General features: G+C 38.6%; 9 protein-coding genes. 6 read left to right on the top strand and 3 right to left on the bottom strand.

Features of this window, described 5'->3' with window-relative positions; translation table 11 throughout:
• Positions 1-77: 77 nt before the first annotated feature.
• From NQ163_RS04215 to NQ163_RS04190, 6 genes are all read left to right on the top strand, one after another.
• A complete protein-coding gene (locus NQ163_RS04215; RefSeq protein ID WP_268189036.1) occupies positions 78-1,505 on the top strand; it encodes a glycoside hydrolase family 125 protein in 1,428 nt (475 codons plus the stop codon).
• A gap of 1 nt (position 1,506) precedes the next feature.
• The gene (locus tag NQ163_RS04210; RefSeq protein ID WP_268189035.1) at positions 1,507-3,546 is read left to right on the top strand and encodes a glycosyl hydrolase family 95 catalytic domain-containing protein; all 2,040 of its coding nucleotides are present in this window, start codon (positions 1,507-1,509) and stop codon (positions 3,544-3,546) included.
• A gap of 3 nt (positions 3,547-3,549) precedes the next feature.
• Positions 3,550-5,556, top strand: coding sequence for a glycoside hydrolase family 97 protein (locus tag NQ163_RS04205; protein WP_268189034.1), 2,007 nt, complete (start codon positions 3,550-3,552; stop codon positions 5,554-5,556).
• A 162-nt stretch (positions 5,557-5,718) separates the two neighbouring features.
• Positions 5,719-7,959 (top strand): GH92 family glycosyl hydrolase, encoded by a 2,241-nt coding sequence (locus NQ163_RS04200; RefSeq protein WP_268189033.1) that lies wholly within the window; start codon positions 5,719-5,721, stop codon positions 7,957-7,959.
• Between the two features lie 18 nt (positions 7,960-7,977).
• A complete protein-coding gene (locus tag NQ163_RS04195; RefSeq protein ID WP_268189032.1) occupies positions 7,978-9,861 on the top strand; it encodes a sodium:solute symporter family protein in 1,884 nt (627 codons plus the stop codon).
• 6 nt (positions 9,862-9,867) lie between these two features.
• The gene (locus tag NQ163_RS04190; RefSeq protein WP_268189031.1) at positions 9,868-10,836 is read left to right on the top strand and encodes a glycoside hydrolase family 130 protein; all 969 of its coding nucleotides are present in this window, start codon (positions 9,868-9,870) and stop codon (positions 10,834-10,836) included.
• A 153-nt stretch (positions 10,837-10,989) separates the two neighbouring features.
• Here NQ163_RS04190 and NQ163_RS04185 read toward each other — a convergent pair whose 3' ends face one another.
• The 3 genes from NQ163_RS04185 to asnB form a co-directional block, all read right to left on the bottom strand.
• Positions 10,990-11,640 carry a hypothetical protein gene (locus tag NQ163_RS04185; RefSeq protein ID WP_268189030.1) on the bottom strand — a complete coding sequence of 217 codons (651 nt, stop codon included), beginning with the start codon at positions 11,638-11,640 and terminating at the stop codon, positions 10,990-10,992.
• Between the two features lie 845 nt (positions 11,641-12,485).
• A complete protein-coding gene (locus NQ163_RS04180) occupies positions 12,486-13,031 on the bottom strand; it encodes a hypothetical protein (protein WP_268189029.1) in 546 nt (181 codons plus the stop codon).
• 275 nt (positions 13,032-13,306) lie between these two features.
• A complete protein-coding gene (asnB, locus tag NQ163_RS04175) occupies positions 13,307-14,983 on the bottom strand; it encodes an asparagine synthase B (protein WP_268189028.1) in 1,677 nt (558 codons plus the stop codon).
• Between the last annotated feature and the right edge of the window lie 339 nt (positions 14,984-15,322).

Below are 15,322 nucleotides of genomic sequence, written 5' to 3'. Positions count from 1 at the left end.
AAACACAAACTAATCCTGGATATTAATTGGAGTGTAACCTACTCCAATTACTCTGGGATGAGAATAACCCTATAGATATGCATAGAAGAAATTTTCTAAAAAATTCAATCCTATTTACAGGTGGACTGAGTCTTATTGGTACAAAAGGATTTAGCTTAACAAATGAAGTAAAATACATCTCAAATAGACCAGCAGCAGCCGAAAGGAAATTTGTAAGTCCGGCTGTTGATGCGATTATTGCTAAGGTTAAAAAATCAATCGCGAAAAAAGAGTTGGCCTGGATGTTTGAAAATTGTTTTCCAAATACATTAGACACAACGGTGACTTATTCTGAAAAAGATGGAAGACCCGATTCTTTTGTGATCACCGGAGATATTCATGCCATGTGGTTAAGGGACTCAACAGCCCAGGTTTGGCCATATCTGCCACTTGTAAATGATGATCGGAAATTGAAAGATCTTTTTCAAGGACTCATCAACCGACAAAGCAATTGTATTAATATTGACCCTTACGCTAACGCGTTTAACAAAGGTGCCGATGGATCACATTGGGAAAGTGATCAAACGGAGATGAAGCCTGAATTGCATGAGAGAAAATGGGAAATAGATTCGTTGTGTTATGCAATTAGGCTGGCTTATCATTATTGGAAGAAAACCAATGATACCACCTGTTTTGATGCTGACTGGGTAAAGGCAATGAAATCGGTGGTGCGAACATTCCAAGAACAACAGCGAAAGGAAGATAAGGGGCCGTACTCTTTTTTAAGAACTACCAGCAAACCTACCGACTCACAGCCAGGAAATGGTTATGGAAACCCTATCAATCCTGTTGGCCTTATTGTTTCTTCCTTCCGTCCTTCTGATGATGCTACCATTTTCCCATTCTTGATACCATCAAATTATTTTGCCGTAGTTTCACTCAAGCAGTTGACAGAGATCTTAAATTCTTTGGGTATTGAAAAAGAACTGTCTGCATCTGCTTTACTATTGGCAGCAGAGGTGGAGGAAGCTTTACAGAAATATGCTTCCACTGATCACCTTACTTATGGCAAAACACTGGCCTTTGAGGTAGATGGCTTCGGCAACCGACTGTTTATGGATGATGCGAACATTCCAAGCTTACTTTCTTTGCCATATTTGGGAGCATTAGATCAGCAGTCAATGCTGTATCAGAATACAAGAAAATTCATTTTGAGTAAAAATAATCCTTGGTTCTTTGTGGGAAAGGCTGCAGAAGGTATTGGAGGTCCGCATGTGGGAGTGGACATGATTTGGCCAATGAGTATCATTATGAGGGCAATGACCTCTGACAATGATCAGGAGATTCTGAAATGTCTGAAAATGTTAATGAATACTCATGCAGGTACTGGTTTTATGCATGAAACCTTCCATAAAGACAAGCCGGAACATTTTACTCGTTCATGGTTTGCCTGGGCAAACACCTTGTTTGGAGAATTGATTTTGAAGATTTACAATGAAAAGCCAGAATTACTAAAGCTTATATAATATGACTATTTACTCTAGATACTTATTCTTTTTTATTTTTTGTTTATTGATTCACATAGGTGTGAATGCCCAAACCAGACAAGGATCTGGTTGGGTAATTGAAACAAATGATTACTCTGACTATACGGGAGTTGCCATTGCCAATGGACGCATAGGTCTGTTGCCATCAAAAGAACCAGGCAAAACGAAAGCCATCATTTTAAATCATGTTTTCGATAAAGAGTCAAAATATGGTGTGAGTAAGGTTTTATTGGGAATTAATTTCGCAAACCTTGAGATTCTTATTGAAGGGGATACATTAAAAGCTGACAATTGCACCGCATGGACTCAAAAGTTGGATATGAAAAATGCAGCTTTAACCACCACTTGCAGGTTTAAGAACTATGCTGATTTTTCTTTCACTTCCTATGCTTTGCGAGGCATGCCTTATACAGGTATGATCGATGTTGAAATTGCTCCATTGATCGGAAATTTGAAAGTGCAGGTAGGGGGACAAATCGTTTGTCCTAACGAATATAAAAATGTGGAGTCTGGTTTTCGTATAATGCAGGATTTGGATGCCAGAATGCCAGTTCTTCAAACCATAGCTGATAGTCCTTTTGGAAAACATCATATGGCTACTTCTGCTACATTTATTTTCGAAGAGGAAACACCGGAATTAAAGCACAACGTTAAAGGAGCATATCATCATGAGTTGGTTTTTACAAAGGAGTTGAAAAAAGGGGAGAGCTATAGCTTTGCCTGGGCTGGGGCCGTATGTACTTCTCAAAATTTTGATGATCCCAAGAGTGAGTCTGAAAGAATGGTTGTTTTTCAGCTGTTGGGAAATAAAGAATCAGTAATCGAAAGACACCAGGAACTGTGGGAAGAATTATGGCAAGGTGATATTGTAATTGAAGGAGATATAGAGTCTCAGCAGGATGTTCGCCTGGCTTTGTATCACTTGTATTCTTTCTCGAGAGATGATTCAAATTTGAGTATCCCGCCAATGGGCTTATCGGCTCAAGGCTACAACGGACATGTTTTCTGGGATACAGAATTGTGGATGTATCCGCCTTTGTTAGTGTTTAATCAGGATATTGCCCATTCACTTTTAAACTATAGATTTCACAGGCTTGAAAAGGCGAAAAAGAAAGCTGCCAACTTTGGATATGAGGGAGCCATGTTTCCCTGGGAATCTGATGATACAGGCGAGGAGGCAACTCCAACCTGGGCTTTAACGGGAACTTTCGAACATCATATTACTGCTGATATTGGCATTGCCTTTTGGAACTACTACAGGCTAAGCAAAGACAAACAGTGGTTGAATGAAGTTGGTTTTCCAGTATTGAAAGAGGTGGCAGATTTTTGGGTGAGTCGATCTGTTAAAAATGAGGACGGTTCATATTCCATCAATAATGTGGTAGGAGCCAATGAGTTTTACCATCATGCTGATGACAATGCATTTACCAACGGAGCTGCAAAAACAGCATTGGAATATGCAGTGAAAGCGGCAAAGGAACTTGGCCTGTCTCCAAATAATCAGTGGAGTAAAGTGTCTCAGGCTTTGCGATTTCATTATTTCCCCAATGGAACAATGAAAGAAAACAGAACCTACAATGGGGAGGTGATCAAACAGGCCGATGTGAATTTATTGGCATATCCACTGAATATCGTGAGTAAGCCTGAAGACATTCGCAGGGACTTGGCTTATTATGAGCCAAAAATGGCACCGGAAGGACCAGCCATGTCTCATTCCGTATTGGCTGTTCTTTATGCCAGGTTGGGGGAAGCGGATAAGGCATTCGAGTTATTTAAAAGAGCTTATGAACCAAATAAAAGACCTCCTTTTGGAGCTTTGGCTGAATCGGCTTTTAGTAACAACCCATACTTTGCAACGGGTGCGGGAGGTATGCTGCAATCTGTGATTTTTGGTTTTGCAGGCCTAAAAATAACCGACAAGGGAATTGAGCAGGGTAGTACATGTCTTCCAAAACAGTGGAGAAGCTTGACCATTAAAGGGATTGGTTCTGATAAGAAAACATATGTGATTGAAAATTAATTTATGAGAGTAAGAGTAGTGTTCCTCGCTTTGTGCGCTGGATTGATGAGTTTATCCTGTTCTTTGGATAATAGAGTAGAGGTGAAATCTCCCAATGGAGAATTGAAGTATGAATTACACGTTAACGATCAAGGTCAACTGTCCTATGAATTATCAGTGGGACAAGCTAAGTTGATTAATGAATCTAAATTGGGCTTGGAAGCTACACAGAGCAGGCTTTCTATCGAAAAAGTAAAGATCGTTGATAAGAAAACTGTAGAAGTTGATGAGGTATGGAATGCTGTGTGGGGTCAAAACAAAAAAATCAAAAACAACTATAATCAGTTGGTTTTGGATTTGATTACCTCAAAAGGATTACAACTTCAATTACAAGTGAAAGTGTATGATGATGGCCTTGGTTTCAGGTATAAAATTCCTGAGCAAACAGGTATTGATAGCATTTTCATTACCGATGAAAAGACAGAGTTTAACCTGGCTCAAAATGGTACAGCCTGGTCTATTCCTGCTAATTTCGATAGCTATGAGATGCTATATCAAACTACTAAAATTGATGAGGTAAAAGGTGCCAATACTCCTGTAACCTTCAAAACCAATGATGGAGTTTATTTAAGTATTCATGAAGCAAACCTGACAGACTATGCTGGAATGACCTTGCAAAATACAGGAGGAACAAATTTCGAAGCCAATTTGGTACCTTGGCCTGATGGAGTGAAAGTAAAAGCCAAAGGTTCTCTTTTGACTCCCTGGCGAACCATTACCATTAGCAAGAATGCAGCAGGATTGGTAGAATCAAATCTGATTCAAAATTTAAATGATCCATGTGTATTGGAGGATACCGATTGGATTGAGCCAATGAAATATATTGGTATTTGGTGGGGCATGCACTTGGGAGTGGAAACCTGGACGATGGGCCCAAAGCATGGAGCTACAACTGAAAATATGAAGGCGTATATCGACTTTGCTGCCGATCACAATGTTCATGCAGTGCTTGCAGAAGGATGGAATACAGGTTGGGAAAACTGGGGGAAAGCACGTGCTTTTGACCAGCAAACTCCTTATGCTGATTTTGACTTTGATGAGGTGGTTCGATATGCAAATGCAAAAGGTGTGGAACTGATTGGACATCATGAAACTGGTGGCGACTATATTTACTATGAGGAGTGCATGGACAAGGCTTTTTCCATGCTAAGAGATAATGGTATTCGAGTTCTAAAAACTGGATATGCCGGTCCAATGCCAAATGGTCATTACCATCATGGACAGAAGATGGTACAACACTACAGAAAGGTTGTGGAAAAGGCTGCAAGGTACAATTTAATGATCGATGCTCACGAACCAATTAAAGCAACAGGAATCAGCCGTACTTATCCGAACATGATGACTCGCGAAGGTGCACGAGGCATGGAGTGGAATGGCTGGAGCGAAGGAAATCCTCCCGAGCATTACGTGATTCTTCCTTTTACCAGATGTTTGGGTGGACCTATTGACTATACACCAGGTACATTTGATATTCTTTACAAAAACAGGAAGGAATACACCAAATGGAACAGCAATGATAAAGGAAATAGCCGAGTGAATACAACGCTTGCCAAACAATTGGCCCTTTGGGTTTGCCTGTATAGTCCATTGCAAATGGCATCCGACCTAATTTCAAACTATGAAGGTCAGCCCGCTTTTGAATTCTTTGAGAACCTTCCTGCTGATTTTGAGGAAACAAAAGTGCTGGCAGCTGAGATTGGAGAATATTATGCTGTGGCTCGCCGAAAAGATGAGAATTGGTACATTGGTAGCATTACCGATGAACATGCCAGGGATCTGAAAATTGATTTGTCATTCTTGAAAGGGGACAAAACTTATGTGGCAAAAATTTATGCCGATGGTGAAAAAGCTTCTCTCGAAAACCCCACAGACATTAACATTACGGAATTAGAGGTAACTTCAAACACGGAGTTGACTGTTAAAATGGTTGCAGGAGGGGGACAAGCTATTGAGATCGTCCTTAAGCACTAATTAATAAATCATTTTATAGATTAATCGTGAATTAATCTGCTTTTAATCAGTAAAGCCTTAATTTGGCTAACAGATAAATTAGAGAACCGATCGGGAAGGTGCTTGGCTGGCGAAACTCCCGTTCGGTATTACTTTTTATAACAAACCTAAAATCTAAACTGGATGAAGATATTCTCAGGAATCCTGCTAATCCTTCTGTCTTTCACGAATTGTTTTGCACAATTTACACAGTTTGTAAACCCGTTTATCGGGACAACGAATTTTGGAACCACAAATCCAGGGGCCATTGTGCCGCGAGGAATGGTTTCGGTAACTCCATTTAATGTTTCCGGATCGGATATCAATAAATACGATAAGGATGCACGTTGGTGGTCTACACCATACTCATGGGATAACTCATACCTTACCGGATTTTCTCACGTAAATTTAAGTGGAGTGGGCTGTCCGGAACTTGGTGTTATTTTATTGATGCCAACCAGAGGAAAAGTCAATGCTGACCACAAGCAATATGGTTCTGTTATGAAGAACCAAAAGGCAACACCAGGCTATTATGCCACTAATTTGGAAAAGTACAGCATCAAGGCAGAACTGAGTTCTACAAAACGCACTGGCATAAGTCGATATACCTTTCCAAAAGGAGAATCAAATATTCTATTAAATCTTGGATTAGGATTAACCAACGAAGTAGGAGCTAAGGTGAGAATCGTTAATAACAAGGAAATTGAAGGTTCTCGAATGACAGGTACTTTCTGTTACAATGATGGATCGGAGCGTCCTGTCTATTTTGTGGCCCGATTCAGTAAACCAGCAAAGAATTTTGGAGTATGGAAAAACATGCCAAAACTACAAGCAGAAGCAGCTTGGAGCAAAACTTCGGGTGAATACAAATACTACGATGGATTTACCCGGGAAATGTTTGGTAACGAAATTGGAGCTTATTTCACATTTGATACAGAAGAAAACGAACAAATTATTGTAGAAGTTGGGGTTTCCTATGTTAGCATCGAGAATGCTCGATTAAACCTTAAAGCAGAGTCGAATGATTTTGATTTTGAGAAGACTAGAGCAGAAGCAGAAAAAGAGTGGAACGATATTTTAGGTAGTGTTAAGGTTGAAGGAGGAACAAAAGATCAGAAAACCATTTTCTACACGGCTTTGTATCATACTCAAATTCATCCGAATATCATTAATGATGTAAATGGGCAATATCCAGCAATGGAATCTTTCGAAATTAAGGAAACCAATGATTGCAATCGCTACACCGTGTTTTCTCTTTGGGATACCTACCGAAACTTTCACCCATTAATGGCTCTGCTTTATCCACAGGAACAATTGGATATGGTTCGCTCTATGGTAGATATGTACAAGGAAAGTGGCTGGCTACCTAAATGGGAATTGAATTCAAAGGAAACACATGTAATGGAAGGCGATCCGTCAATTCCGGTAATTGTAGATTCTTATTTGCGTGGTTTAACCGATTTTGATGTAAATGCTGCTTATGAAGCAATGTATAAATCGGCGACCATTGAAGGTGCAAAAAACAAGTTGCGTCCTGATATCGATCATTACCTGGCAGAAGGATATGTGCCAATTGAAGAGGAATTCGATAATTCGGTATCGCATGCATTGGAATATTATATTGCCGATTGGAACCTGGCTCAGTTTGCAAAAGCTCTTGGGAAGAAAGCAGATTATCAGAAGTTTCTGAATCAATCTTTAGGCTATAAAAATTACTATTCGAAAGAATTTGGCGTATTGAGACCTAAACTTGCCGATGGTACTTTCCTAAAGAATTTCGATCCAAAGCAAGGTGAAAACTTTGAGCCATGTCCGGGTTTTCATGAAGGAACATCATGGCAATATACTTTTTGCGTGCCTCATGACATTAAAGGACTGACCAAAATAATGGGTGGTAAAAAGAATTTTGTAAACAAGCTACAGAAAGTATTCGATGAGGATCTTTACGATATGGCCAACGAGCCGGATATCCATTACCCATTCCTGTTCAACTATTTTAAAGGGGAAGAGTGGAGGACACAGAAAGAAGTTCGTCGCTTGGTGGATGAATACTATAAAAATGCACCTGATGGAATTCCGGGTAATGACGATTGTGGAACACTTTCAGCCTGGATTGTTTACAGCATGATGGGCATGTATCCTGTTTGCCCTGGAGATACGGATTACGCACTAACATCGCCGGTCTTCGATAAAATTACCATAGAGCTTAACCAGGAATTTTATCCTGGAAAGAAATTGGAAATTGTTACGAAAAAGAAGAATGCAAATGATATTTACATCAAAAGCATTAAACGAAATGGTTCAAATCATTCCAGCTACTTTATCAATCATGACGATTTGGTAAAAGGAGGAACAATTGAATTTGAATTAAAATCAAGCAAGTAAAAAACTAAATAGAATATAATGAATCTATCAGTACTCGACATATCCATCATTATCGGATACATTGTTCTAACCATTGTAATTGGTTACTTGTTGTCCGCAAAGGCATCAAAAAACTTATCGAACTACTTTTTGGGAGGAAATAAAATTCCCTGGTACATGCTTGGTGTTTCCAACGCATCGGGAATGTTCGATATTACCGGAACCATGTGGACGGTTACCATACTGTTTGTATATGGTTTAAAATCGGTTTGGATTCCTTGGTTGTGGCCGGTTTGGAACCAGATTTTCCTGATGATGTTTTTGGCAATTTGGTTGCGCCGATCGAATGTAATGACCGGTGCCGAGTGGTTAAAAACCAGGTTTGGAGATGACAAAGGTTCCCAATTATCTCACCTGATTGTGGTACTGTTCGCCATTGTGAGTGTAATTGGTTTTATTACATATGGGTTTGTTGGAGTAGGGAAGTTTGCCCAAACATTTTTTCCTTGGAATCTGCAAACCTATGTAATGGGAATTACCATTAGTTCTGAGAACATGTATGCCATTATCATTATGGGGCTAACCACACTTTACGTGATAAAAGGGGGAATGTACTCGGTGGTATTTACCGAAGTTTTACAGTTTGTAATTATGACCATCGCCTGTATCATGGTTGGTGTAATTGCCATTTCTTTGGTGAGTCCAGAACAAATATCTGCAGCAATTCCTGAAGGCTGGAAAGATATATTCTTTGGTTGGAATCTGGATTTGAATTGGGATCATTTGATACCAGCAGTAAACAACAAAATTGAAACCGATGGTTATTCATTGTTCTCGGTATTGATGATGATGATGATATTCAAAGGGATGTTGGTAAGTATTGCTGGACCTGTTCCTAGTTACGATATGCAGAGAATCCTGTCGACAGAAACACCTAAAGATGCTGCCAAAATGAGTGGTATTGTTTCTTTGGTACTTTTTGTTCCAAGATATTTGATGATTACGGGATTAGCTGTACTTGCACTGGTGTATCTTGCACCGGAATTCAATAAAATGGGCGACAATATCGACTTTGAAATGGTATTGCCTTATGCTTTGAATAATTTCATTCCAGTGGGAGCGAAAGGTTTGTTGTTGGCTGGTTTGGTAGCAGCCTTCATGTCTACCTTTGCTGCAAACGTAAATGCAGGCCCGGCCTACATTGTAAACGATATCTACAAGAAATTTATCAATCCGAATGCATCGCAAAAGAAGTACATTCGAATGTCGTATTTGGCATCATTTGCCGTGGTGGCAGTTGGCATTTTCTTCGGATTCTTTGCCGAAAGTATCGATACTGTAATGAAATGGTTGGTGGGTGCATTGTTCGGAGGTTATACCGCATCAAACCTGTTAAAATGGATTTGGTGGCGATTTAACGGATATGGTTATTTTACAGGAATGTTAGCTGGTTTGTTGGCATCATTAATTGCACCATTGGCTTTTCCTGAAGTTTCTCCCATTTATGCATTCCCATTTATTTTCTTGTTTGCATTTGCAGCCTCTGTAATTGGTAGTTTGGTTACCAAACCTGAACCTGATGAGGTATTGATTAAATTCTATGATAGTGTTCGTCCTTGGGGATTTTGGAAACCTGTTTACCTGAAATTGAAAGAACAAAAGCCAGAGGCGAAACCCAATAAGGATTTTTGGAGAGATATGATGAACTGTACCATTGGTACAGGCTGGCAAATGATGTTGGTGTTGATACCAATTTACCTGGTAATTGGTGAGTTTATGTCCTTAACCTGGGTAATTCTATTATTTGTCGCATCGAGTGTTGTGTTGTATTTTACCTGGTACAAGAAATTGAAAGATTATCCTGAGGATTACAAATGCGAGGTGAAAAAAGAGGAAGAAATTAAAGAAACTGAATTAGTATAAAATCAAATGACAAAACAAGTTAATATGCCGTGGGAGGAACGTCCTGAAGGATGTTCGGATGTGATGTGGAGATATTCTCAAAATCCTGTTATTGGAAGGTACGATATACCTGGTTCCAACAGTATTTTTAATAGTGCCGTTGTACCTTTCGAGGATGGTTTTGCTGGTGTATTCCGTTGCGATAACAAGGCGGTGCAAATGAATATTTTTGCTGGTTTCAGTAAAGATGGTATCAATTGGGAAATCAATCACAAGCCTATCGAAATGGTAGCGGGAAATACCGAAATGATTGAATCGGATTACAAATACGATCCGCGTGTTTGTTGGATTGAAGACCGATACTGGATCACATGGTGCAACGGATATCACGGACCAACAATTGGTATTGCATATACCTTCGATTTTAAGACTTTCCATCAGTGCGAGAATGCATTTCTTCCTTTCAACAGAAATGGTGTGTTGTTTCCCGAAAAAATTGATGGCAAATATGCCATGTTGAGTCGTCCGAGTGACAATGGGCATACACCTTTCGGTGATATTTACATCTCATATAGTCCTGATATGAAATATTGGGGAGAGCACCGTTGTGTAATGAAAGTGGCTGATTTTACTGATAGTGCATGGCAGTGTACCAAAATTGGCGCTGGTTCGGTACCCATCCGCACCGAAGAAGGTTGGTTGATGTTCTATCACGGGGTAATCAATACTTGTAATGGTTTCCGTTACTCCATGGGAGCAGCTTTGTTGGATTTGGAAAATCCTGACAAGGTATTGTACCGTTCTAAGCCTTATTTGTTGGCACCTGCTGCACCTTACGAACTGGCTGGCGATGTGCCAAACGTGGTGTTCCCATGTGCTGCTTTAACAGAAGAAAACAAAGTTGCAGTTTATTATGGAGCTGCCGATACGGTTGTTGGAATGGCCTTTGGATATGTTGATGAGATTATCGATTTCTTGAAGAAGAATTCACTATAATTAGATTAGATCAAATTAGTAAATAAAAAGGATGATACCCCATTGGTTTCATCCTTTTTTGGTATCCCGACCTCAGCTTGGCTTACCAATGCTTTATTTATCTGTTCAAATCAGAGCACTCCATTACATCCAATTCACCCACATTTTATTTCTTCACCATTCATCCTTGCGCAAATCCTCCAACATCTTTCTGTTTAGATTTTCATGCAGAACAATGATATCTTGCAGTGAGTTCATGTCTATAGTCAGGCCATTGATTGTCTCATTGATCCTCTGTCTCAGTTCACGTGTGTCCCCGGTTTCATACTGAATTGGCAATTGGAGTATTTTGTTTTTAAGTCTTTCAAATTCTTCTGTCTGTTCTCTTATATCATCATTTAGTTCACGATTTAATTTTTCCATTTCCTGGAGTTGAAGTTTTTGTTCCTTATTTTTGATTTTTAGCTGTTTAATTTGATGTATTAATTTTTGATGATTTAAACTGTTTTCATCCCTTTTAGCCCTGTTTCCCTTTGCCAAATTAATATTAAGTACTTGCATGCAATCAATTTTAATTTCTGCTGCCGATAACTTCTCTTTTAAATCTTTGACCATACGGTACAGAATTTTTGCTTCCGACTCGAGGGTATCCATTCTTTTGGCAGCCTTATATTGTAAACTGTCAACAAATTTCAGTTTTACCTTTACATACTTCTTTCCATCAACAATAAGGCTTTCTCCATTTTTGATATTCTCATAATGAATGGATTTATTAACTGCCCTTCTCGAAAGCCACAATTTGATTTTTTTTGATAATTTCTTCATAATTCTCATTCCAAAAATTCAGCGAACAATCAAGCTGAAACTGTCATTATCATTTCAAGTAGAGATTAAATTGTTATGATGGATTAACTTGGTATGCAATTCAAAAATAAAGATATATTTTTCATTAACCGAAAACAATAAAGAAAAAACAATTATAAGCAAGAGGAATGTGTCGTTTCTGTTACTGTGATATTTTATTTGGAATGACTCATCGTTCTCGTTAAGAGGCTTGTGTGTTTTGAATGAAAACGTTTGTCATTCTATGGGTGAACAATATCTATTTACTGGAATATAGAGGTTATTGATAAGTATTTATAGATGTTATATTTGATGAGGAAGTGCATTTATTAAAACATAGAGACTATTGATTAAAAATATATGTTAATAAATTACAGGTGTGATAATAAAGATTAAAAATTCTAGTTACTTTTTTAATGATATGAGTCAATAGATTTAATAATAAAGTCTGTTTATTAATGTAGCATATCTTAAGATTGAGTTATCAAGTCTATATATTGAAGTTGTATATTAGTATATTGTAATATCTAGTAGATTTCTTAAGATTATATGTCTTTATATTGAACGAACAAACCTATTTCTTGAACCTTAATTCTTATATCTTGGTATTTGATACCTGTTAATAGAATGATCCACATTCCCTTCTCAAACATATAAGGTAATATTGTCTTTTATTTGCTTGGTTTATAAAGTAATGTGCCTTGCAAAGGTTTCTGTCCGTGAATATCTATCTCATCCGTGTGAGCCGCGTTCTATGCTTGTTCCATAAAAAAAGGATCCCAAACCAAAGTCGGAATCCCAGGAATCAAATTATATATTTTAAATCCTTAGCTAAAAATAAAGAAATAAAATGCAGTTAATGTAATAGGCATACTAAGCATCATCAGGATCAGGAAATTTTTTACTGCTGAAGGTTGGTCGTCCTCGTTGTATTGAGGATTCTCTTCTTTCATTCTTGCTTTAATAAAAGTAGTGATGGCATCGTCAGCCATGGTTCTTTTTTGAGATTGTGAAGGCATAAAACAAATCTTTTTTGTATCTCCCGACTTTTGGTCAAAATACTTGATGGTCATGAACCAGGGACCAGCTAAATCGAATTTGGCAACACTTTCCACATCAGAATAGGGAATCAACTTTCTTTCTCTTCCCTTAACCAATATGCCTTTTTCTAAGGTGGTAATTTTCTTTAATCTGAATGGCACTTGTATAAAGAAAATAGAGAGCCAAACTGACATAATTGCAAAGGCTATTTTTACACCATCTGGTGCTGTATCCACAAATCCGGAAGCCAGGAAGGAAGTCCCAAATCCTAGAATGAATAGAAATGGAAAATAGTATTTAAAGAATACGGTTTGTTTTGAGCTTGCGTACATAGGCTTAGAGTGTTAGTAGGTTTGATTTCTTTTACAATATACATGTAAAATTTCTATTGTAAAAAAAGAGAGGTAACTGTTAACTATAATTTTTAAGCCATATCGTGCTTTTATCCACATGAATGGTGCCTCGGGGCATGAATTTCGTGGATACAAGTGGGAGAATCGGGGGAAAAACATGAAAAATCTATTCCATATTAATGATTAAGTGAGGCTCATACAAAAAGAGGCCCTCCATATGGAGAGCCCCTGCTGAAAGTATAAACGAAAATTAATTATTTCTTTTCCTCGTATGCATCATTGTGAACCGAATTTACGGCACGTCCCGATGGATCGGCATTGTTCTGGAAAGCTTCGTCCCATGCCAATGCTTCGGCGGTACTACAAGCAATAGATGGAATTGATGGAACACAAGCCGCTGCAGTATCAGAAGCAAAATGCTCGGCAAAAATTGCCCTGTAGTAATATTCTTCCTTCGACATTGGTGGATTAACCGGGAATCGATAAGCCGCATTTTTCAATTGCTCATCGCTAATTTCATTCTCTGCAATATCACGCAAAGTGTCAATCCAGTTGTATCCAACACCATCGGAGAATTGCTCTTTTTGTCTCCAGGCCACTTCTTCTGGCAAATAATCTTCAAAAGCTTTACGGATAACCCATTTCTCCATTTTACCATCCTTTGCCATTTTATCTTCAGGATTAATTCTCATGGCAATATCAAGGAATTCTTTATCAAGAAAAGGAACACGACTTTCTACACCCCACGAAGCCATCGACTTGTTGGAACGCAAGCAATCGAACAAGTGCAACTTGCTTAGCTTACGAAGTGTTTCGGTATGGAATTCCTTCGCATTAGGCGCTTTGTGGAAATACAGATATCCACCAAACATTTCATCAGCACCTTCACCCGAAAGTACCATTTTAATTCCCATCGATTTAATTACTCGAGCCATCATATACATAGGAGTAGAGGCACGAACGGTGGTTACGTCGTAGGTTTCCAAATGATAGATTACATCGCGAACAGCATCCAAACCTTCCTGAACGGTAAATGTAATTTCGTGGTGAACCGTACCGATATGATCAGCCACCTTACGTGAGGCAGCCAAATCTGGTGATCCTTCCAAACCAATCGCAAAAGAGTGCAATTGTGGATACCATGCATCTTGCTCATCGCCCGACTCTACACGCTTGGAAGCATATTTCTTGGCAATGGCAGAGATAACAGATGAATCCAATCCTCCGGATAGAAGCACACCATACGGTACATCAGACATCAATTGACGATGAACGGCATCTTCCAATCCCTTGCGAAGTGCTGCCATATCAGTTTCATTGTCTTTCACGTTCTCATAATCCATCCAGTCGCGCTGGTACCACTCTTTGACTTCACCATCCTTGCTGAACAAGAACTTCCCTGGAAGGAATTCTTCAATCTTGTTACAATATCCTTCTAAAGCTTTCAATTCTGAAGCCACATAGTAGTTACCATGCTGATCCCAACCCTGATACAATGGAATAATTCCCATATGATCTCGACCAACCAGGTAAATATCCTTCTCCTTATCGTACAAGGCAAATGCGAAGATTCCATTCAAATCATCAATAAAATCAACTCCCTTTTGCTTGTACAAAGCCAAAATTACTTCGCAATCAGATTTGGTCAAGAACTCATAGGATCCGTTCATCTGATTTCGAATGTCCATATGATTATAGATTTCTCCATTAACAGCCAAGACCAAATTGCCATCTTTGCTGTAAAGGGGTTGTCCTCCTGATTGAGGATCTACAATCGATAGTCTCTCGTGCGATAAAATCGCTTTTTCATCACAAAATATACCTGACCAATCGGGACCTCTGTGACGAATTTTTTTGGACATTTCCAGTACCTGAGGGCGCAATTCCTGTGAATCTACCTTCAAGTCGAATACTGCTACGAATCCACACATAAAAATTTAGTTTAATAGTTACTTAAATGTCGCCAAACGATTATTTGGCGAATGGTTAATTTTGATATACAGTTTGAAAATACAACTTTATAATCAGAATACCTTGTAAAAATTATGCGTTATCGTTTGCGATTGTATAAAAAATACAAATGTACCCTTTGTGAGAGGGTGTTTGTGTGTAGAAAAGTAAGTTTTGGAAAATGGTGTTGGGAGTAAAAACATTCATGATTAAATGGAAAACACTAACAAAAATGAAAGTTACGGTACTCTGTACCTAAGTAGACTCTTAGATGATCAAACTATAAATCTTACGCAGCTCTGCTGCTTTTCTGATGAATT

Source organism: Marinifilum sp. D737, from assembly GCF_026672275.1.
Lineage (GTDB): Bacteria > Bacteroidota > Bacteroidia > Bacteroidales > Marinifilaceae > Marinifilum.
The sequence above is the reverse complement of the archived record's forward strand: the minus strand, read 5'-3'. Positions and strand labels throughout refer to the sequence as shown.